Origin of the sequence: Acinetobacter sp. ANC 5054 (assembly GCF_002135295.1) — a bacterium.
GTDB lineage: Bacteria > Pseudomonadota > Gammaproteobacteria > Pseudomonadales > Moraxellaceae > Acinetobacter.
Map to the genome: position 1 here is coordinate 1 of NZ_NEGG01000007.1, position 20268 is coordinate 20268.

16 protein-coding genes are annotated in these 20268 nt (G+C 40.0%); 4 read left to right on the top strand and 12 right to left on the bottom strand.

Annotation, left to right across the window (positions count from 1 at the left end; genetic code table 11):
* Nucleotides 1-378: 378 nt before the first annotated feature.
* From B9T33_RS16465 to B9T33_RS08450, 6 genes are all read right to left on the bottom strand, one after another.
* Complete coding sequence (locus tag B9T33_RS16465) at nucleotides 379-552, bottom strand: PA1571 family protein (RefSeq protein WP_086178486.1); 174 nt, start codon at nucleotides 550-552, stop codon at nucleotides 379-381.
* A 142-nt stretch (nucleotides 553-694) separates the two neighbouring features.
* Entirely contained in the window at nucleotides 695-2149 is a 1455-nt protein-coding gene (gene rng, locus B9T33_RS08430; RefSeq protein WP_086178487.1) for a ribonuclease G, read from the bottom strand.
* 42 nt (nucleotides 2150-2191) lie between these two features.
* On the bottom strand, nucleotides 2192-2758 hold the full coding sequence (locus B9T33_RS08435) for a Maf family nucleotide pyrophosphatase (RefSeq protein ID WP_086178488.1): 567 nt from the start codon (nucleotides 2756-2758) through the stop codon (nucleotides 2192-2194).
* Nucleotides 2746-3237: a rod shape-determining protein MreD gene (gene mreD, locus B9T33_RS08440; RefSeq protein WP_086178489.1), complete on the bottom strand. Its 492-nt coding sequence runs from the start codon at nucleotides 3235-3237 to the stop codon at nucleotides 2746-2748. Before mreD ends, B9T33_RS08435 begins: the two co-directional genes overlap by 13 nt.
* Nucleotides 3224-4081 (bottom strand): rod shape-determining protein MreC, encoded by an 858-nt coding sequence (gene mreC, locus B9T33_RS08445; RefSeq protein WP_086178490.1) that lies wholly within the window; start codon nucleotides 4079-4081, stop codon nucleotides 3224-3226. Before mreC ends, mreD begins: the two co-directional genes overlap by 14 nt.
* A 16-nt stretch (nucleotides 4082-4097) precedes the next feature.
* Complete coding sequence (locus B9T33_RS08450; protein ID WP_086178633.1) at nucleotides 4098-5144, bottom strand: rod shape-determining protein; 1047 nt, start codon at nucleotides 5142-5144, stop codon at nucleotides 4098-4100.
* A 133-nt stretch (nucleotides 5145-5277) separates the two neighbouring features.
* On the opposite strand from B9T33_RS08450, the gene gatC reads away from it, so the two are divergent.
* The 3 genes from gatC to gatB are packed head-to-tail and all read left to right on the top strand — an operon-like array spanning nucleotide 5278 to nucleotide 8597.
* Nucleotides 5278-5592 (top strand): Asp-tRNA(Asn)/Glu-tRNA(Gln) amidotransferase subunit GatC, encoded by a 315-nt coding sequence (gatC, locus tag B9T33_RS08455; RefSeq protein WP_086178491.1) that lies wholly within the window; start codon nucleotides 5278-5280, stop codon nucleotides 5590-5592.
* Between the two features lie 51 nt (nucleotides 5593-5643).
* Complete coding sequence (gene gatA / locus B9T33_RS08460) at nucleotides 5644-7122, top strand: Asp-tRNA(Asn)/Glu-tRNA(Gln) amidotransferase subunit GatA (RefSeq protein ID WP_086178492.1); 1479 nt, start codon at nucleotides 5644-5646, stop codon at nucleotides 7120-7122.
* Nucleotides 7122-8597 carry an Asp-tRNA(Asn)/Glu-tRNA(Gln) amidotransferase subunit GatB gene (gene gatB, locus B9T33_RS08465; protein ID WP_086178493.1) on the top strand — a complete coding sequence of 492 codons (1476 nt, stop codon included), beginning with the start codon at nucleotides 7122-7124 and terminating at the stop codon, nucleotides 8595-8597. Before gatA ends, gatB begins: the two co-directional genes overlap by 1 nt.
* Before the next feature lie 49 nt (nucleotides 8598-8646).
* On the opposite strand, the gene B9T33_RS08470 is transcribed toward gatB, so the two are convergent.
* Complete coding sequence (locus B9T33_RS08470) at nucleotides 8647-9480, bottom strand: hypothetical protein (RefSeq protein ID WP_086178494.1); 834 nt, start codon at nucleotides 9478-9480, stop codon at nucleotides 8647-8649.
* Between the two features lie 602 nt (nucleotides 9481-10082).
* Between B9T33_RS08470 and B9T33_RS08475 the strand changes: the two genes are divergently transcribed.
* Nucleotides 10083-10661, top strand: a complete 579-nt coding sequence (locus B9T33_RS08475) for a DJ-1/PfpI family protein (protein ID WP_086178495.1) — start codon at nucleotides 10083-10085, stop codon at nucleotides 10659-10661.
* A gap of 116 nt (nucleotides 10662-10777) precedes the next feature.
* Here B9T33_RS08475 and B9T33_RS08480 read toward each other — a convergent pair whose 3' ends face one another.
* The 5 genes from B9T33_RS08480 to B9T33_RS08500 all read right to left on the bottom strand — a co-directional run bounded on the left by B9T33_RS08480 (nucleotide 10778) and on the right by B9T33_RS08500 (nucleotide 19856).
* Entirely contained in the window at nucleotides 10778-11377 is a 600-nt protein-coding gene (locus B9T33_RS08480; protein ID WP_086178496.1) for a hypothetical protein, read from the bottom strand.
* Nucleotides 11378-11519: 142 nt separating this feature from the next.
* A complete protein-coding gene (locus B9T33_RS08485; protein ID WP_228145807.1) occupies nucleotides 11520-11966 on the bottom strand; it encodes a hypothetical protein in 447 nt (148 codons plus the stop codon).
* Between the two features lie 147 nt (nucleotides 11967-12113).
* Nucleotides 12114-12959: a hypothetical protein gene (locus tag B9T33_RS08490; protein WP_086178498.1), complete on the bottom strand. Its 846-nt coding sequence runs from the start codon at nucleotides 12957-12959 to the stop codon at nucleotides 12114-12116.
* 94 nt (nucleotides 12960-13053) lie between these two features.
* Nucleotides 13054-14028, bottom strand: coding sequence for a hypothetical protein (locus B9T33_RS08495; RefSeq protein ID WP_086178499.1), 975 nt, complete (start codon nucleotides 14026-14028; stop codon nucleotides 13054-13056).
* A 236-nt stretch (nucleotides 14029-14264) separates the two neighbouring features.
* Nucleotides 14265-19856: a GA-like domain-containing protein gene (locus B9T33_RS08500; RefSeq protein ID WP_086178500.1), complete on the bottom strand. Its 5592-nt coding sequence runs from the start codon at nucleotides 19854-19856 to the stop codon at nucleotides 14265-14267.
* Nucleotides 19857-20268 lie beyond the last annotated feature (412 nt).

The following is a 20268-nucleotide window of genomic DNA, read 5'->3' on the forward strand; positions in this document are numbered from 1 at the left end:
AACCGCCTCTGCCGTTAGAATAATTAGAAACATTAGTTAAGCTATTCAATTTTAAATAAAAAAACCGCTTTATGAAAAGCGGTTTTTTATGAAATGATCATTATTCTTATTGATTTAAATTTTATGCCGAGATCAAGCTATTCATTCTAATCTTTGATTGTCCAAATAGAGTGGATTGCATCATTACGTTTAATGTAGATATTTTTGTGCACCGATTCAAAACAAATGCCATGCTTTATTTCAAATATTGAGTACGGTTGTTGGCTGTTTTACTGTTTCAGTCTTATATTTTCTGAGATCTTATTGCCTATCAATTTATATTTTTTTAGCTGAAAACTTTAAATAAAACATCCGTACAATTTAGGCAGATATACTGAATTACGCTTTAATTGTACGGCATTGTTTAAGCAATTGATGACAAGCGGCACGAATCATTGAAGATGTAATTTGAACTTCATTACCACGTTCATCCACGATATAACCTGAATGAATTGCTTTTGCTTCAACAACTGATTTAAGACTATTCTTCATTACTGCTTTACTAATACCCATATGACACCTCTTTTTGCTAAACCATTTTCATGTCCCATGCAGGAAAATGGCTTTGGCTATTTGATGTGTCTAGTATTCAAAATTACAGTTCAAAAGTAAAATCCCAGTTGTAACAAGTGTTTAACGATATTCTGTTACAATTTCAGCTCAGAATGATATCGTATTGCTCTTGCGTATACAGATTTTCCACTTGGAACTTAATCACTCGGCTTATAAAGTGCTCTAAATCGGCTACAGCTGGTGCTTCTGCGGTTAATAATCGGTCAATCACAGACGGATGTGCCACAACAGTAAAGCCACTTTGTGACTCATAAGCACGCGCATATCTGAGAATTTCTCGAAATATTTCGTAGCAAACTGTCTCAGCCGTTTTCACATATCCACGGCCCTGACAGGTAGGACATGAATCACATAATAAGTGCTCTAATGATTCGCGTGTACGTTTACGGGTCATTTCAACCAAGCCTAATTCAGAGACTTGCGTGATTTTGGTTTTAGCGTGATCACGTTCGAGCATCTTTTCAAATTGGCTCATCACTTCTTCACGATGATGTGCTTCTTGCATATCAATGAAGTCGATGATGATAATACCCCCTAGATTACGTAAACGTAATTGGCGGGCGATGACTTGGGTCGCTTCCATGTTGGTTTTGAAGACTGTATCTTCAAGCGAACGCCCACCGACATAAGAGCCTGTATTGACATCAATCGTGGTCATCGCTTCGGTTTGATCGATCATCAAATAACCACCAGACTTTAATGCGACACGAGTCTGTAAGGCTTTTTGAATATCTTCTTCAACATTGTATAAATCGAAGATTGGACGCTCACCGGGATAATGCAATAAGCGACTTTGCATACTCGGCACAAATTCTTGCACGAATTCTTGTAATTTCGCATGCACTTCACGCGAATCGACCTGGATTTTAGAGGTGTCTTCATGTGCTAAATCTCGGATTACTCGTTGTGGCAACGGTAATTCTTCAAAAATAAGCGAAGGCACAACGATGCTACGTTGCTTACGCTGAATGTATTCCCACAGTTTGGCCAAATACGCCATATCCTGTGCAATTTCTTCTTCTGCAATCCCTTCAGCAGCAGTACGTACAATGACAGAACCCGGCAAGTTATGTTCTTTTTGTATGCGCTCAATCATGCTGCGTAAACGATCACGTTCTTCTTCAGATTCAATACGTTGTGATACGCCAGTATGACTACCATAAGGCATCAAAACTAAATAACGAGAAGGAATAGAAAGATCAGTAGAAAGACGCGCACCTTTGGTTCCAAGCATATCTTTCATCACTTGAACCGTCAGAATTTGCCCCGGTTGTAATAAGTCAAATACATTCGGAGTCGGCTGATTACGCTGCCAGACCATGTCATTTATATGTAAAAAAGCTGTTCTTGATAATCCAATATCAACAAAGGCCGCCTGCATACCGGGTAGTACGCGGACAACTTTCCCCTTATAAATATTTCCCACCAAACCACGCTTCACCGTACGCTCAACAAATAATTCATTGACCGTGCCGTTTTGAATCAACGCTACACGACATTCCATCGGTGTGACGTTAATCAACAACTCATCAGACATAACAAAGCTCAAAACATTATAAAAATTCTTGTGTTGCAGCAGTTAATTTAATGCCTTAACTGTCTGTAATAACTGTACTGTCTCATGTAAAGGTAGCCCAACAACATTGCTGTAGCTGCCTTCTATACAAGGTATATAGCGCGCAGCTATACCTTGGATGGCATAGGCTCCCGCCTTGCCGATTGGTTCACTTGTAGCCCAATAACTTTCCATATCATTTGAACTAAGCGTTTGAAATTCAACCTGAGTACGCACTACTATACTGCATATTTGGTTTTTTGTGCGTACGCAAACACCTGAAAAAACATCATGTTTGCGTCCAGAAATCATATTCCACATGGCAAATGCATGTTGTTTGGATTCTGGCTTTCCAAGAATATGATTGTCTACCCCCAAGCTCGTATCTGCGGCAATTACAATAGCATTGGGAAATTGTTGTTGTACAGCGGCAGCTTTTGCTTGTGCAAGACGCTCCACATATTCCGCAACTGACTCTCCTGATCGAACTGATTCATCAATATCTGGACTGAAAATATCAAATTCCAGCCCCAATTGCTGGAGCAGTTCACGTCGACGAGGAGAGCTAGAAGCGAGAATTAAATGCGCCATTTTCGAAGTATGTAATAAATAATGGGCCAAATGAGTAGGCTAGTCAGTAAGGGTTGCCAATGTCGTGCAAATGAGAATTGCACGCCACTCATGACTTGAGCGATCCAAACAAAGAATAAATGCGCTAATAATGCCATCGCAGCAATGATCCACAGATTTGCAAAGGTCAGGATACGCTTTTCACGAGTTAAGAATCGGGTGACAAATGCAATCACCACAAAACTCAGTGCATTCATGCCAAATGGCGCATCAAGCAATAAATCTGCAAACAGACCGGTGCCAAACGCAAACCAAATGCCACACCATGTCGGCTGACACAGTACCCAAAACAACATGATCATCATCATGAATAATGGACGCCAGCCAGAAATGTCGTAAGACAAAGGATAAACCATCAAAATTGAAGCAAAAATGATGGATAAAATAATCGGAAATAAAGGATCTCGCTGTGTATGACGACTAAGTTTAGCGAGTGACATGCGGTTGCTCCATCGCTAAAGAATCTGAAAATAATACAACCACGTGATGACCACCTGCCAATTGTGCAGCCGGAATTAAATCAATTTGGGCAAATTCACCCGAATTATGGCGACTCACTTTCGACACTGTACCCACCAAATAACCCGCTGGGAAATGTGCGCCTAGCCCTGAGCTATACACTTTTTCACCCACTTTAATATTGGCACTGGTCGGAACGTATTCCATTTTTAAGCGTCCAAGATCACCTGTACCCGTCACAATGGCACGCATGCCTGTATGCTCCATACGTACAGAAAGAGAGTGTTCCTTATCTGAAAGTAACATGACACGGCTACTATGCGGATAGACATTAATAATCTGTCCCATAATCCCCTTGTCATCAAGTACAGTCTGTCCAACTTTAAGCTGACTGCTGGCACCACGGTTAATCACAATGATATGTCGTAGTGGATCTGCATCAGTCCCAATCACTTCTGAAATTTCCATACGACCATCAATAATAAGTGGTGTATCGAGTAAACCGCGCAGACGGGTATTTTCAGCAGAAAGTTCAGAAAGTTTCTGTAAACGGACTTGAGCCTGTAATAACTCAGCTTGCATCGCGGTATTTTCACGACGTAATTGAGCTTCAGACTTGGTTTGTTGATTCAGCCATTCTCGCGATAACACTGGATAGCTTGCAGCAGCATAAATAGGATTATAGGCTGCATACAAGACGTCTCTGGCCGGTTGAATTACATGTGGCATGCGCCAATCAAAGAAAAGCACCACCAAACACGTAATAACCGCAATGATAAATGAGCGAAAAGATGGCGGTTGTCTGGAAAACAGTTGCGTTTGCACCCGCCGAGTCCTTTTCTTAGCCTACAAATAACATGTCATGATTTGGGTTGTCGAAGAATTCGAGAACCTTACCACCACCACGCGTTACGCAAGACAGTGGATCTTCTGCAACAACAACAGGAAGGCCTGTTTCTTTTGCAAGAAGCTTGTCTAAGTTACGTAGTAATGCACCACCACCAGTCAACACAATACCGCGCTCTGCAATGTCCGAAGACAATTCAGGTGGCGTTTGTTCTAGTGCTGATTTAACCGCAGCAACGATGTTTTGCAGTGGATCAGAAATTGCTTGGGTTACTTCATCAGAAGTCACAGTAATGGCACGTGGCACACCTTCTGCAAGGTTACGACCGCGAACTTCAATCTCAAGCGGTTTAGCACCCTCTTCAGGAAGCGCCATACCGACTTCTTTCTTGATATTTTCTGCTGTGGTTTCACCAATCACACAACCATGTGCTTTACGCACGTAGTTAATGATTTGTTCATCAAACACATCACCACCAATACGAAGTGAATCAGCATAAACACAACCTTGTAGCGAAATAATTGCGATTTCAGTTGTACCACCACCGACATCAACAACCATCGAACCGCAAGCTTGTTCTACTGGCATACCTGCGCCAATTGCAGCAGCCATTGGCTCTTCAATTAAGCGAACTTCACGTGCACCTGCGTTATACACAGCTTCACGAATTGCACGGCGTTCTACCAATGTAGATTTGCAAGGTACACAGACCACCACACGTGGCGCTGGTGGGAACAAACGTTTTTCGTGCACTTTGCCAATGAATTGATTCAACATCGTTTCAGTGACTTCAAAATCTGCAATCACACCATCTTTCATTGGGCGAATCGCAGAAATATTTGCAGGTGTACGACCCAGCATTTGTTTCGCGTCAAGACCTACTGCGGCAACGATTTTTTGTGAACCACTGTGGCGAATTGCCACCACCGTCGGTTCATTTAATATAATGCCTCGTCCTGGCGCATAAATAAGTGTATTTGCAGTGCCTAAATCAATGGCAAGATCCGGCGAAAACAAGCCAATTAGTCGTTTTAGAATCACGGGGACGTTCTCAGTTAAACTTTTATATGGACGCAAGGTGGCAACTTTAACTAAATGTGATGATTTGAACAAGTCAATCGCTTATTATAAGCCACGATATTTTGAATTTTTTTAATACTGATTAGGTAATGTTATGTCTACATCGGATGCACAGCATTCAGCAGATCTCAATGCAGAAACAGTTTCATCGATTGCTCACTTGGCAAGATTGTCGCTGAATGAGACGCAATCGGCTGAATATGCTCAGAGTTTAAATAAAATCTTAGGCATGATGGACACATTAAAAGGCATCAATACCGACGGTGTTGAACCGCTTAAAAGTCCATTTGACAATCCACAACCTTTACGTGAAGACGTTGTATCTGAAACGAATCATCGTGAAGAATATCAAGCAGTTGCTCCTGCTGTACAAGAAGGCTTGTACCTCGTTCCTCGTGTGATTGAATAATTTTTATTCAGATAGACTTTTTTTCAAATTAAACGTAAAGAAATATTTCTTATGACAGATTTACATCGCTTATCAATTCGTGAATTGTCTGAAGGTTTGGCGGGCGCTAAATTTTCTTCACGCGAATTGACTGAACACTATTTAAAACGCATTGAAAAAATCGATGCTCAAGTCAAATCTTATGTGACTGTGACTGCTGAACAGGCATTGGCTCAAGCAGATGCCGCAGATGCTGCGCTTAAAGCGGGTAATGCAACAGTATTAACAGGTGTTCCAATTGCACACAAAGATATTTTCTGTACCCAAGGCATCAAAACCACTGCTGGTTCTAAAATGCTGGACAATTTTATCTCTCCTTACGACGCGACCGTTGTAGCGAAAGGTAAAGCTGCGGGCCTTGTGACTTTAGGTAAAGTGAACATGGACGAATTCGCCATGGGTTCTACCTCTGAAAGTTCATACTTTGGCGCAACAGCTAACCCGTGGGCACTTGATCATGTTCCGGGTGGTTCATCTGGTGGTTCTGCTGCTGCGGTTGCTGCGGACTTAGCACCATTTGCAACAGGTACAGATACAGGTGGTTCAATTCGTCAGCCTGCATCTTTCTGTGGTTTAACGGGTCTTAAACCAACTTACGGACGTGTGTCACGTTTCGGTATGATTGCTTATGCATCATCTTTAGACCAAGGCGGCCCAATGGCGCGTTCGGCTGAAGACTGTGCTTACCTCATGAACGTGATGGCGGGTCACGATGCAAAAGATTCAACTTCGATTGAAAAAGATGCTGATGATTACGTTGCAAACTTAAGCGGCACATCAGTAAAAGGCTTACGCATTGGTATTCCTAAGCAGTATTTCAATGTTGCTGGTTTAGATGCTGACGTAAAAGCTCGTGTTGAAGAATCATTGAAAAAATTGGAAGAAATGGGCGCAATCCTTGTTGAGATTGACCTCACCATGACGGATGCTTATGTTCCAACGTATTACTTGATTGCCCCTGCTGAAGCATCTTCAAACTTACAGCGTTTTGACGGTGTGCGTTATGGCTACCGCTGTGAAAACCCTGTGGACTTAATGGACTTATACAAACGTTCACGTTCTGAAGGTTTTGGCCCAGAAGTTCAACGTCGTATCTTGATTGGTACGTATGCGCTTTCTGCGGGTTACTACGATGCTTACTATGTAAAAGCTCAAAAAGTACGTCGTTTAATTCAACAAGACTTCTTAAAAGCATTTGAATCTGTAGACGTGATTGCTGCCCCTGCTGCACCAACGACTGCTTACAAGATTGGTGCAAACCTAAGCCCAACAGAAATGTATTTGGGTGATATTTACACCTTAGCGGTGAACTTGGCAGGTCTGCCTGCAATTAACGCGCCTGTTGGTTTTGACAAAGAAAATTTACCTGTTGGCTTACAGTTGATTGGTAACTACTGGTCAGAATCTCAATTGTTGTCAGTGGTATACCAGTATCAACAAGCAACCGATTGGCATACAAAACGCGCTGCAATTGCTGAGGAGAACGCATAATGTCTAAAAACGCTACGAAACCAAAATCTAACCTGATTGATGGTTGGGAAGTGGTGATTGGTATCGAGATTCACACTCAGCTTGCCACTAACACAAAGATTTTCTCAGGTTCATCGACTGTATTTGGCCAAGACCCAAATACTCAAGCGAGCCTTGTAGATTTAGCAATGCCGGGCGTATTGCCAGTATTGAACAAAGAAGTGGTTGATCTTGCGATTCGCTTTGGTTTAGGTATTGATGCTTACATTGACCAAGCTTCTGTGTTTGCACGTAAAAACTATTTCTACCCTGACTCGCCAAAAGGTTATCAAATCAGCCAAATGGACAACCCAATTGTGGGCTTGGGTCATATCGACATCCAACTAGACGATGGCACTGTAAAACGCATTGGCGTAACACGTGCACACCTTGAGGAAGATGCGGGTAAATCAATCCATGACCAATTTGAAGGTCAGTCGGGTATCGATTTAAACCGTGCAGGTACACCGTTGCTTGAAATCGTGTCTGAACCAGATATGCGTTCGGTTGCAGAAGCGGTTGCTTATATTAAAGCGATTCACACCCTTGTACGTTGGTTAGGTATTTCTGACGGTAACATGGCAGAAGGTTCGTTCCGTGCCGACTGTAACGTGTCATTACGTCGTCCGGGTCAACCGTTTGGTACGCGTTGTGAATTGAAAAACTTGAACTCATTCCGTTTCATTGAGCAAGCGATCAATGTGGAAATTGAACGCCAAATGGAAATCTTGGATTGGGACGGCACCATCGACCAAGAAACACGTTTGTTTGATCCAGTGAAGATGGAAACGCGTTCTATGCGTTCTAAAGAAGAAGCGAACGATTACCGCTACTTCCCAGACCCTGACTTGTTGCCTGTGATTATTGCAGATGCACAAATTGAAGCGGCACGTGCTGCCCTTCCTGAGCTTCCTGCTGCACGTCGTGCTCGCTTTGTGGCTGACTTTGGTGTGACTGAGTACGACGCTCACGTGCTTACGCTTACTCGTGAAATGTCAGAGTTTTATGAAGACGTAGTGAAAGCTGCGGGTGGCGCTGCTCAAGGTAAAGTTGCTGCAAACTGGGTGATGGGTGAGTTCTCTGGTGCTTTAAACAAAGCAAGCCTAGAGCTTCAAGACTCTCCTGTAACAGCAGAAAAATTGGGTGGCATGATCGCGCGTATTGTGGACAACACAATTAACGGTAAGATTGCGAAGCAAGTATTTGGCTTTATGTGGGAAGAAGGCAAAACTGCGGACGAAATTATTGCTGAAAAAGGCTTGAAACAGGAAACTGATACAGGCGCAGTTGAAGCGATTATTAAAGACGTGCTTGCTGCCAACGAGAAGATGGTTGAAGAGTATAAATCTGGTAAAGAGAAAGCTTTCAACGGTCTTGTTGGTCAAGTGATGAAAGCTGCGAAAGGTAAAGCCAACCCTGCGCAAGTGAATGAATTGATGAAGAAATTGATTGGTTAAAGCTAGTTAATTTGTAATAAAGAAAACCCGCTTTAGAGCGGGTTTTCTTTTAAATAATATCAGATATTACAAGATTATCTTCTATCATTTTATTTTTTGCATTTTGAGCTACTCTTGACTCATTTAACAGTTTTCTAAAATAATTAATTGAAGAAATCATAGGTACACTTTTGGGGTGTATGTTGAAAAAATCCTCAGGCAAGATGGTATAACAATCTTGCTCGATAGAATTATCCTCTCTAATATGTAAATAGACAAACACATTTGGAAAAATACAGTGCGAATGAAAAAACTTACCTACGCTAATAGTATGAGAGGTTGATGCCATCATAAAATCATTCTGATTTGTATTTACATAAACAGTCATTTGTACATTTAGTGCTTTATTGCTGTTAAAATATTTCTCTATCTTTTTTTTGATATTTTTAGAAATATTTGGATTTTCTTGGTTATAAGCTTCTCTTAATATAATACCTAAACAATAAAATTTTAAATCGTTCAAGTTATCACGATTAAAAAAATCATAACCGCGTAAAGCATTACTATCTAAATTTCTACGTTCTGCAATTCTACGTAAAGCTAATTCTAAATTTGGTGGAAAAATATTTGCTAACCATTTACGTGCCTCCAAATTCATATTATTTATTTCATTAAATAATTTAGAGACTCTAGTTTCATTTTGACTAAATAATGTCTCACACCCCCTACATAGCATATAAGCTGTGTGTTGTAATCTGGTTAATTGCGTAAGGTTTTTAGTTCCATCAAATGCATAAAAGCCTTCATTATTTTTATTAATTTTACGGTAGACCATCTTTGATAAAATATGACTTCTTTGAAGTTCATTCTCTTCTTTGCATAACTTACACACCCCAACCAACATTGATTACTTCCTTATTCTTTATATAGATGTTAAAAATTTAAATCGACATTAATTATATTAAAGAATACTAGATAAACAGTCTATTCAACTTTTTAAGCACATTGTCCATCTTAGTGAGCAATGATCAGACTTGTGCAATAATTTTACTCATAAAATCACATTATGTGCATCACACCCAAAATATTATGACCATAAAAATGTATCCTCTACTACCAAACTAGAAGGCTTAGGACGTATCCAACTTTCAACGTTATTCTTTATGCGTGACTTCTGAATCCCTCTAAATCTCCCTTTAAAAAAGGGAGACTTTGTCATGTGATTAATTTGATACGCGTAGTTCCCTCTCCTCTTTGGAGAGGGTTAGGGAGAGGATTATTATTTAATTTTCAAAATTTTAAACATACAATCAACCCAAATATGTCACATCAAAAACAACATGACCATCAAAAAAGTCTCATCCATTGCCGAAGTCGAAGACTTAAGACGTATTCAACCTTTATACAACTAAAGAGCACTGAATGACTTAAAAATGACATCTGAACTGTGCTAATTTAAACCGAAATTGAATATAAATATGCGCAAACAATAAAAAGGGTTTAAAGATGTCAAAACAAATTTTAATGCTCGTGGGTGACTATGCCGAAGACTATGAAACCATGGTGCCTTTTCAGTTTCTAACAGGTCTCGGTTATACCGTACACGCGGTCTGCCCCGATAAAAATGAAGGTGAAAGCATTGCTACAGCTATTCATGACTTTGAAGGCGAGCAAACCTATAGTGAAAAACGCGGTCATAACTTTGCCATCAACTACAATTTTGAAGCGGTACACACTGCGGACTATGTCGGTTTAGTCATTCCCGGTGGCCGCGCACCCGAATATTTACGTATGAATGAACGTATCCTTGAAATCGTACGTGAGTTTGATACTGCGAAAAAACCAATTGCAGCGGTTTGTCATGGTGCACAAATTCTTGCGGCAGCCGATGTGCTCAAAGGTCGTACTTGTTCAGCTTACCCTGCGTGCGCAGCCGAGGTGAAACTAGCAGGTGGGACTTATGCGGACATTGAAGTGACTGAAGCTGTAACTGATGGGCACTTAATCACAGCCCCTGCTTGGCCAGCCCACCCTGCTTGGATGGCACAGTTTATTCAAGCTTTAGGGGCGACTGTGACGATTTAATTATGTTGTTCCTCAAATGAATCTTTTATGAGATGGCCTATCAGCCTTTAGATTCAAAAATAAAAAAAAGCTCCTTCGATTCAAGGAGCTTTTTAATCGCTGTTCTTTTTAAAGTACTACAAACCTTCGAGTTGGGCATCACATCCCGCCCATTCATTTACATAATTTAAAGATCTAAGTGGTTTTAGTTCAACCCTTTCACCAGTAGACATGATTTCATTGATTGCCAAAGAACATTGCATTCCGCTAGCATTATCCAATAACTCATAATTTTTATTTGTCGTAAACTTATAAACCGCATTCACGCTACAACCGCGCAACTCTACGCCATTGTGGTAACTCTTATATGCACTAATTGCTAAAAAATGTTCAGCAGGTACTCTAAACTCGGCAAAATTAATTTTAGCTGGAGGAAAAGGCATGTCTAATAATTTTTGTTTGTACTTAATCTGACTGCTTTGCATTTGTTCTTTAAATGATCCCATACTTTCTACTTCGGGTAACATTTGGAACTTTGGCTGCATTGATGTCATGCATCCATTTGGGTATAAACGTATGCCAAAGTTATTTTTATTTTCAATCCGAAGCTTTGCTGTGTGCTCAGCATTAGAGTCTTGATATAACTTGAGACCTAACATTTTTTTCGATTGATTCACCATTCCTGCGCTACAACCAACTAATCCCAAGGCTAAAAAGCCAATCAGTATTTTTTTCATCTATTGTAAAAATCAATTAAAAATTTGCATCAAATACTAGCAAATATAATAAGTTACACAACATATAATTCTATTTTATAAATGATATTTTGATATTCCAATTAAAAAAACCTCTCAAAGAGGCTTTTTTATTTAAATACAACTATCTCGTCACACCCAACTTATTCCAAATTTCTGGAGTTAAAAAAGTCATCACTAATTTATTTAAATCGATATAGCGCACTACGCCTTTCAATTGGTCTTTCACTTCAGGTGTTTTTAAAATTTCTTCACCTGTAATACTTCCAAGTTCCTGAAAACTATCCCCCACTGCTTGCATACCTTCTGCCTGAATCACCGCCTTCGTCTGTGCCGAGCATTGCTCAACCAATATGCGCTGTAACACCTGAGCTAGATTTTTATCGAGTTGTGTTTTTTGCGTCTCAGAGACATTACTAAATTGTTTTAAGTCTGGATGGGCTGCCAATGCAGTAAATGTCCATTGCAGCACGACTGTCTTATCCGCGGCAGTAGTAGACTTTACTAAGCAATTACTCAGTTGATCGACTGTAGGACTTGCTAAAGTAGCTTGAGTCGTTCCGAGCAACATTACAGTTAATAAAGCAAAACCTGTTGGTCGCGAAAAACGCAGATGAATTTTTTTAAATAAACCGTAAGACATAGACCAAACTCAAAAACCGTAGATCTCCTTTGTAACATGAAGTCCTATATTTGCTGTTTGGTCTATGTAACTCAACTATTCATTTTTGCTAGTAGCTGCATAGATAAGCGGATGAATCGTCGGTTTTCTATTCCAATACCAGTAAAAATGTCCATGGGTATCGAGCAAACTATGGGTGGTCAACGTCGATTTATTACTATCTCCTCGCCAACATGCAAGTGCAGCATTACGATTATTATGGAGGTCAATAAATTCAGGATTGGAATATTTTGGCTTTGCAGGAATGTATAGAACATCTCCCGGATTAACCCATAAATCTGCCAAATAAATCTTGCCTAGATTTGGAAAATAACGCCCAACGGAGATAACTAGCGGCAATTGATCCTGATCTGTAGAACTAAATATATGTGGAAAGTCATGGTGTTCTAAATCTGTAGCCACAAAAGGAAATAAGGTTTTTCCACTACAGTCAGGCTTCCCTCCATCCAAATAAGCAAAACAATGCCCTGCCATCATGCCGTATTCATAATGAATCTCTGACAGTACTTTTTGATTTGAATGAATCTGAATCGCTTCACCTGTTTGGACTAAGGTGATACCAAAAGCTGCCGCAGTTTCTTTGGTTGCAACCAATGGCATAAACTCGAAATATTGCCCCTCAAACTCAAGCTCCGTTTGTTCCCCCCACTTTGTATATTTAGTCGAAATTTCGGAAGGAACCTCGTAGGCATTTCCCATCATCACTTTCGCATTGGTGGCTGACTCTGTAATTAAATGAATACCAGCCCCAAGTGACGCTAAATATTTTGGATGCCCATGATCATTCAAAAAGAATGGTGTTTGCTCGATATCGACTGTAATTTCTGCCAATTCCCGATCAAATAATGGCGCATTAAAATAAGTTTCTTTCACTAAACTCATGGTTTTTCCTTATTATTTTTAAATATTTGTCTTAGAACATAGTTAGATCAGGATAAAAGCATATTTCCCCAAATTGCTTTTATCCTGTTGATGCTTATTTCATACGGTTCAACATATTTTTCGCTCCTGCATGGTTATAGTTGGTCGCCAAGTTTTGCAAAATGCTTTTTGCACGTGTATTGGCATTTGGATAACTTTTGCTATATGCAGGCACTGACGTTAAACACCGTGCAACCAAAACGCCTGATTCAGCATAAGCATTATTGGCATTTGCTCCATTCAATTTGCCATAGCTATACGCACGCTGTGCATTGTTACATGCAACTACCTGATTTTTCCCACTATTTAAGTCGCGACGTGCCGACACATATAAGCGCATTTGTAATTGTTGCGACGTTTCTGCTACTGGTTTTGCAACCGTTTTAACGTCTTGCTCAGGCATTTTGACTTCTTTCTTTGTATCTAGCTCTTTTTTATTTTCTGTTTCTTTTGTATTTGCTTTCGTGGCTTTAGCTTTTGGCTTGGTTTCTGTGGCTTTTTTATCAGTTGCTTCATTTTGCTTTGCATAAAGTTTTTTGCGTTCGTCAGGATTAATAATGATGGTCTGCAAACTTACATATCGGGTTTCAGATTTATCATTTGCTTTACGCTCAGAGACCGGTTCAATTGAAACCATCCAACGCTGACCATCCGCTTGAGTACATTGGTATGCACCAATTCCTTGTTTCACACTGCTATAAGTCGCCAATAATTTACGACTCCACGCATTTTTAACTTGGTTCATACTACTGGTATTAAGTTGACTAAACTTGCCATTTTTGGCTTGGCAATAACTGCTCATATATTGTTTTGGAATTAAAGATTCAGCTGCTACATCTTTTTTTTGTGGTCCCCAATCGTAGACATATTCGCGTGCTTGCCCATTTGCGCCATTTAAGTTTTTTTGGTCTATGACGTCTTGTGGCGCAGCATAATTTTTTAGTGAATTTGGATTTAATCCCTGCATGGTTGTACATCCATGCAATACCAATCCTAGACTCCCCACCCATAAAAGTGCCTTTAATTTCACAGCAAAAATCTCAAAAAATTTACTGTTAAAAAATAGCGTAAATTTGCGTTATTCACAAATTTATAACTTTGATTTAAATCATTATTTTTATTAATTTAATCACTTATTTTTCATAAACATGAGATGTAAATAAAGGTTATGTATTTTAATTTGATGGGTTTCACGCTTTATTTAGATGTAGTGGTATTTGTTAGGGCAAAAAAAGAGCCTCCGAGGAGGCTCTTTTTTATAAAAAATTAAGATTGATATTTAATTAAGTCTTGTAAAATTAAATCCTGTGCATTGGTATTACTCAGTATCAACAAATCTGCTCTAGCAAAGGTTTGATCCGCAGATGAACCATCACGATCGATGATGACAACTGTATCATCACCACGCTGTTCAAGTGATATATAGTTAGCTAGTGTAGAACTGTCAACGTTTTGATCACTAAGCAATGCACTGATGTCAATTTGATCACCTTGTGTCGAATCGAAATCATCCAACGTTTTAAGATCATTACCACCACGATCATCGGTATTATCCAATAGATCAAAGATCACTGTATCACTATCCGCAAGAGCCATACGTGCACTTAAAACAGTCATCGCTGCCGGATTATCACTAATCAATTCGATACTAATTGAAGCTGTATCTGTTTGACCTGCATCAGTTAGCGTATAAGTGAACTCTTCAGTATTACCCCACACATTTGTTACAGTTGATGCGGTATATGTGTAAGTACCATCTGCCTTCAATTTCAACGTACCATAATCACCAGCAATATCTACACTATTCGTATTTTGGAGGATTCCATTGACATAGATGTGTCCATGTTGAATAACGTAAGTACTTTCTCCTTGCACAATTTCAAGTTTCGCAAAGTCTGATGCAGCATCATTGCCTAGAATGTCACCCGTAACTGAGTATGCTCCTGGCACTGTTTCATATACAGTGAGTAAGGTTTCATCTACTGTGACTACAGCAGGATCTACCGTAAAGGCACCATTATTAGATGGTGTTGTGATAGCTGTTCCAGCTGCTGTGGTTACATTGGTCACGTTATAGCTAATTGTATATGTACCAGCAGGTAAGTTCGTAAAATCAGCTGTGGCAATATAGTCACCGCGTAAACCACCCTCACGCACCAACGAGCCAGAGCCATTCTCAATCACACCATTTGGCCCACTAATCGTGTAGGTCGCTGTCACGGTGCCCCATGAATTACTCAAGTCAACTATACTACTAGAAACTAGTCCAATATTAATGGATGCTGTACCCGTTACCGTTGTGTCAGGATTGACAGTAAATGACTGTGAACCAGTGAAGCTATTGGTATAGGTACGCGTATAGCTGCCCAAGATCCCTGATGGGGTTGTATCTGTATATGTCGTTCCTACTGTTCCAGTCGTCGTAACTGGCACAATGACGTCTTCATTTACTACATTAACTACAGCAATGGTGATATCTTTTTCATCATCTACTGCATCAAAGTTCACCGTACCATCAGCTGCATCATTTGCACCCCATGTTACATCTAAGCCATCTGCAGTTGTACGAATGTTCAATACTGCCATGTCAGTATGGATACCATCACTTAAAGTATAGGTGAATGAGTCCACTTTACCTAATGATGCTGGATCACCATTACCCACATACTTGAAGCTACCATCTTGACTGATGGTTAATGTACCATGTTGCCCTTGAATAGATTTGGCAACATTAAATACACCCTGTTCTGCTGTGGTTTCAGAAGCAATTGCTGTTACAAGCACTTCACCCACATGATCAAATGTTATGTCATCATTGTCGAATACATTACCCTCTACGTTACCGTAGACGTAAAGTTTAGAAGATGAAACTGTAACATCAACACCTTCTAATACACCTACATCAGCAATTGCATTAAGAAGTGTACCCAAAATACTATTAGCATCTGTAGAAGAGAAACCAATTGTATAGTTGCCTGGCGGGACATTATTAAATGCCACATTTTCTGCAGTTATCGTGGTAGTGAATAGTGCAGGTGTCAACTTCAATGCTCCAGTTGCTGTTTGTACAATATCACCTGTATTGAGATCAATTAGGTAAATATCTGCAAATGTCTCATATGTCTGACCTAAGATTAATGAACTCACAATACCAGCAAGTGTACTTCCAAGGCTAGCAAGATCAAGTCCTGTTGAACCACTCACATTAAATGTGAAATCTTGCGACGTATTTTCTTCAACATTAAGTACAAACTCATTTGTAGAAGACAGTAGAGAACCTCCAATTGTATTGAAAATAGCCTCAACATTTGCTAAGGCAAAAGTCGAGCCAGACAAGCTACCAAGATTATTATTAACAGTTGTCCAACTTGCCGTTGCTAAATCTTCAATAGCGTCAATATCATTTGGAATCACGCCATCAGCGGTTGGATTATCATCATCCCAAACAACCTCTAAACCATCTTGAGTAATACGGATGTTGAGGTTTGCCGTAGATTGGTGCTGACCATCATCAATGGTATAGGTGAAAGTATCAACTTTACCAAGAGATGAGATTAAGTTATTTGGCACATAGGTATATGAACCATCACTCTCTATAGTCAAGACACCATGTTGTCCTTGAATAACAGTTGGTTGAGAAGGATCCACCGCTTGCTCTGCAGATACAACTTCTGAAGCAACACCAACAACCGTTGCAGGTACAACAACCCCACCATGTTCACCTTCATCATCATCGTTAGTAAGCACATTACCTGTAATGCTTGCGCCATAGAACTGTTCAGAATCAGTAATCGTAACCCTTATACCTTCTAACAAGCCAACATCTGCAATTGCATTTAATAATGCACCTAAAATGCTATCTGGATCAGTAGAAGAGAATGCTACAGTATAGTTTCCTGGCGGAATGTTATCGAATTGAACATTACTTGCTGAAATTGTAGTTGTAAGAGCTAGCGGAGTTAAAGTTAACTTATCCGAAGCAACATCTACAATTTCTCCTGTCTCTGAATTTATTAAATATATATCTGCTTGAGTTGTATAGGATTTACCTAATAATAATGAGGCAGCTAAACCTGCTAGCACTCCTCCTAATGAACTAAGATCCAAACCTGTTGATCCTGACACTCCAATAGTCACACTTTGTGTAGTGTTCGGTTCAACCTCAAAATTAAAGTCCTCATTTGACGTTAATAAACTTAGATCAATCAAACCTGAAACTAAATCAGCATTCGCTATAGCAAATGTTTGACCAACTGTTCCATTTAAATTATCTGGTGTTGAAAGTGGGTTATCTGGAGATATTAACACTTCATCTAAATCATCTACGGCCTTAATATCAAGCTCGTTGACCGTCGGAATTTCGATATCTGTTAATGCATCCAAACGATCTTGGAAGCCTGCTGCTTGTACTGGATAATCCGCAGCAATGCCATCCACCGCTGCTTGTGCATCAGCTTTAGCTGTTTGTGCTGCATCACGTGCTGCTGTTAAGGCATTCACTTCGTCTTGTGTAATGGCTTCATCTGAAAGTGCATCGGCAAGCGCTTGCTCTGCCGCTGTATATGCTGCTTCCGCTGCTGCAACCAAATCGGCTACATCTTGAATATCATCTGGAATGCCATTGTCATCAGTATCGTTGACCGTAGGTATGCTGATATCTGTTAATGCATCCAAACGATCTTGGAAGCCTGCTGCTTGTACTGGATAATCCGCAGCAATGCCATCCACCGCTGCTTGTGCATCAGCTTTAGCTGTTTGTGCTGCATCACGTGCTGCTGTTAAGGCATTCACTTCGTCTTGTGTAATGGCTTCATCTGAAAGTGCATCTGCAAGCGCTTGCTCTGCCGCTGTATACGCTGCTTCCGCTGCTGCAACCAAATCGGCTACATCTTGAATATCATCTGGAATGCCATTGTCATCAGTATCGTTGACCGTAGGTATGCTGATATCTGTTAATGCATCCAAACGATCTTGGAAGCCTGCTGCTTGTACTGGATAATCCGCAGCAATGCCATCTACTGCTGCTTGTGCATCAGCTTTAGCTGTTTGTGCTGCATCACGAGCGTCAATTAACGCATTCACTTCGTCTTGTGTAATAGCTTCATCTGAAAGTGCATCTGCAAGCGCTTGCTCTGCCGCTGTATACGCTGCTTCTGCTGCTTCAACAAGATCTGTGGCTAAATCAACTGGATTTTCTGTGCTGTCATCAATACCATTTTCATTGGCATCGTTCACTGCTGGAATAGTAATGTCCGTCAAGGCATCAATTCGATCTTGGAAACCATCTTTAGCATCTTGAACTGCTGCAGGCGCTGATGGTAAGGCATCAACAGCATCTTGCGCTGCGTCTTTCGCATCTTGAGCCGCTTTGAGTGCATCTTCAAGTTCGGCTTTTTCGGTTGGGGTGATTAAGCCATTTGCATTGGCTTCTTCTAATGCATCTTCTGCCGCTTGATACGCTTCTTCCGCCGCTTTCACTGCTGCTTCTGCATCGGCAATTTGTGCATCAACAGTATCATCAATGCCATTACCATCTGCATCTGTGACCGCTGGAATGCTGATGTCCGTTAAGGCATCAATTCGGTCTTGTAGGCCGTCTTTGTCCGCGCTGTCTGGTAAGGCATCTACTGCATCCTGTGCTGCATCTTTGGCGTCTTGCGCATCTTTTAATGCATCTTCAAGTTCGGCTTTTTCTTCAGGCGTGATTAAGCCATCTGTATTGGCTTCGGTAAGCGCATCTGCTGCTGCTTGATAGGCATCTTCTGCTGCTTCAACAAGATCTGTGGCTAAATCAACTGGATTTTCTGTGCTGTCATCAATACCGTTTTCATTGGCATCGTTCACTGCTGGAATAGTAATGTCCGTCAAGGCATCAATTCGATCTTGGAAACCATCTTTAGCATCTTGAACTGCTGCAGGCGCTGTTGGTAAGGCATCAACAGCATCTTGCGCTGCGTCTTTCGCATCTTGGGCCGCTTTGAGTGCATCTTCAAGTTCGGCTTTTTCGGTTGGGGTGATTAAGCCATTTGCATTGGCTTCTTCTAATGCATCTTCTGCCGCTTGATACGCTTCTTCCGCCGCTTTCACTGCCGCTTCTGCATCGGCAATTTGTGCATCAACAGTATCATCAATGCCATTGCCATCTGCATCTGTGACCGCTGGAATGCTGATGTCCGTTAAGGCATCAATTCGGTCTTGTAGGCCGTCTTTGTCGATACTGTCTTTTAAAGAATCAACTAGCTTTTGAGCAGCATCTTCAGCTGCTTTGGCATCGGCAAGTGCTTGCTCAAGTTTTGCCTTTTCTTCAGGTGTAATTAATCCATCTACTTGTGCATTTTTCAATGCATCCTCAGCTGCTTTATTTGCCTCTTCTGCTGCTTTTACCGCTTTTTCAGCCGCTTGAATTGATTGATTTGAGTTAGCTGGGCTAGATGAACTATCTGAATCATTACTGGCCAACGCAAGAACACCACCTGCCGTTACCAAAGGAACTAACCAAGTCCATAAACCAACTGTTGAATCTGAATAGAGTAAAGGATTAATTTCATCGATCGGATTATAGTTAATTTCCAATAATCCAGCTTCATTTTGATTTGTTTCTAATAGGTAGAATTTATCATCTTCTTCTAGTACAACATTATTTTCATTCGTATTACCTGTAAAATAATTTTCAATTATCAGTTGCTGTCCATCTTTCATTTTTATAATTAGAGTATTTCCACTTCTTTCCATACTTAATACATTTTCTTTTGAAGTATGAATAACAACAACAGAAGCCTCCTTTAATGAAATATTACTCGTTTGTATGTTTTCTAAAACAGAATGATGTTCTTTTGATACAACTTGGACTTGTAACATGATAATTACCCTCTGGCTTATTTATAAATATATTTTTTAAATAGTTTTTAAGTCGTATGCTTTAGCTGGCTAATAAAAAAGCATGCAAATTGACATATATCAGTTCAACAAAGTTACAAAAAATATTAAAGTTTTTTTCTTTACCGCATTGTTAAGATGCTTCAGGCCAATCCAAAGGTATAAATTTGCATTTAAGTACGCATGTATATTTTTAAATGTGATTTTGTTTGCACATTCATTGTAAAAAAACGCTAATAAATTGTGATTAAATTCAACAAAACGTAATTTTTATTAATTATTCATCGCAAAAGATACAATAAATACACTTAGAATTACCCTAGTTACATAAATATTGTTTTTATTTACACAAATTTCCTAAAACTCTGAATTTAAAATTAAATAATTTTAATTG

What these genes read in the sequence shown, in the direction of transcription:
- rng (WP_086178487.1), bottom strand. Translation starts at nt 2,149, where the DNA reads ATGTCTGATGAGTTGTTGATTAACGTCACACCGATGGAATGTCGTGTA.
- B9T33_RS08435 (WP_086178488.1), bottom strand. Translation starts at nt 2,758, where the DNA reads ATGGCGCATTTAATTCTCGCTTCTAGCTCTCCTCGTCGACGTGAACTG.
- B9T33_RS08500 (WP_086178500.1), bottom strand. Translation starts at nt 19,856, where the DNA reads ATGTTACAAGTCCAAGTTGTATCAAAAGAACATCATTCTGTTTTAGAA.
- B9T33_RS08485 (WP_228145807.1), bottom strand. Translation starts at nt 11,966, where the DNA reads ATGTTGCTCGGAACGACTCAAGCTACTTTAGCAAGTCCTACAGTCGAT.
- B9T33_RS08480 (WP_086178496.1), bottom strand. Translation starts at nt 11,377, where the DNA reads ATGAAAAAAATACTGATTGGCTTTTTAGCCTTGGGATTAGTTGGTTGT.
- B9T33_RS08475 (WP_086178495.1), top strand. Translation starts at nt 10,083, where the DNA reads ATGTCAAAACAAATTTTAATGCTCGTGGGTGACTATGCCGAAGACTAT.
- B9T33_RS08470 (WP_086178494.1), bottom strand. Translation starts at nt 9,480, where the DNA reads ATGTTGGTTGGGGTGTGTAAGTTATGCAAAGAAGAGAATGAACTTCAA.
- gatA (WP_086178492.1), top strand. Translation starts at nt 5,644, where the DNA reads ATGACAGATTTACATCGCTTATCAATTCGTGAATTGTCTGAAGGTTTG.
- mreD (WP_086178489.1), bottom strand. Translation starts at nt 3,237, where the DNA reads ATGTCACTCGCTAAACTTAGTCGTCATACACAGCGAGATCCTTTATTT.
- gatC (WP_086178491.1), top strand. Translation starts at nt 5,278, where the DNA reads ATGTCTACATCGGATGCACAGCATTCAGCAGATCTCAATGCAGAAACA.
- gatB (WP_086178493.1), top strand. Translation starts at nt 7,122, where the DNA reads ATGTCTAAAAACGCTACGAAACCAAAATCTAACCTGATTGATGGTTGG.
- B9T33_RS08490 (WP_086178498.1), bottom strand. Translation starts at nt 12,959, where the DNA reads ATGAGTTTAGTGAAAGAAACTTATTTTAATGCGCCATTATTTGATCGG.
- B9T33_RS16465 (WP_086178486.1), bottom strand. Translation starts at nt 552, where the DNA reads ATGGGTATTAGTAAAGCAGTAATGAAGAATAGTCTTAAATCAGTTGTT.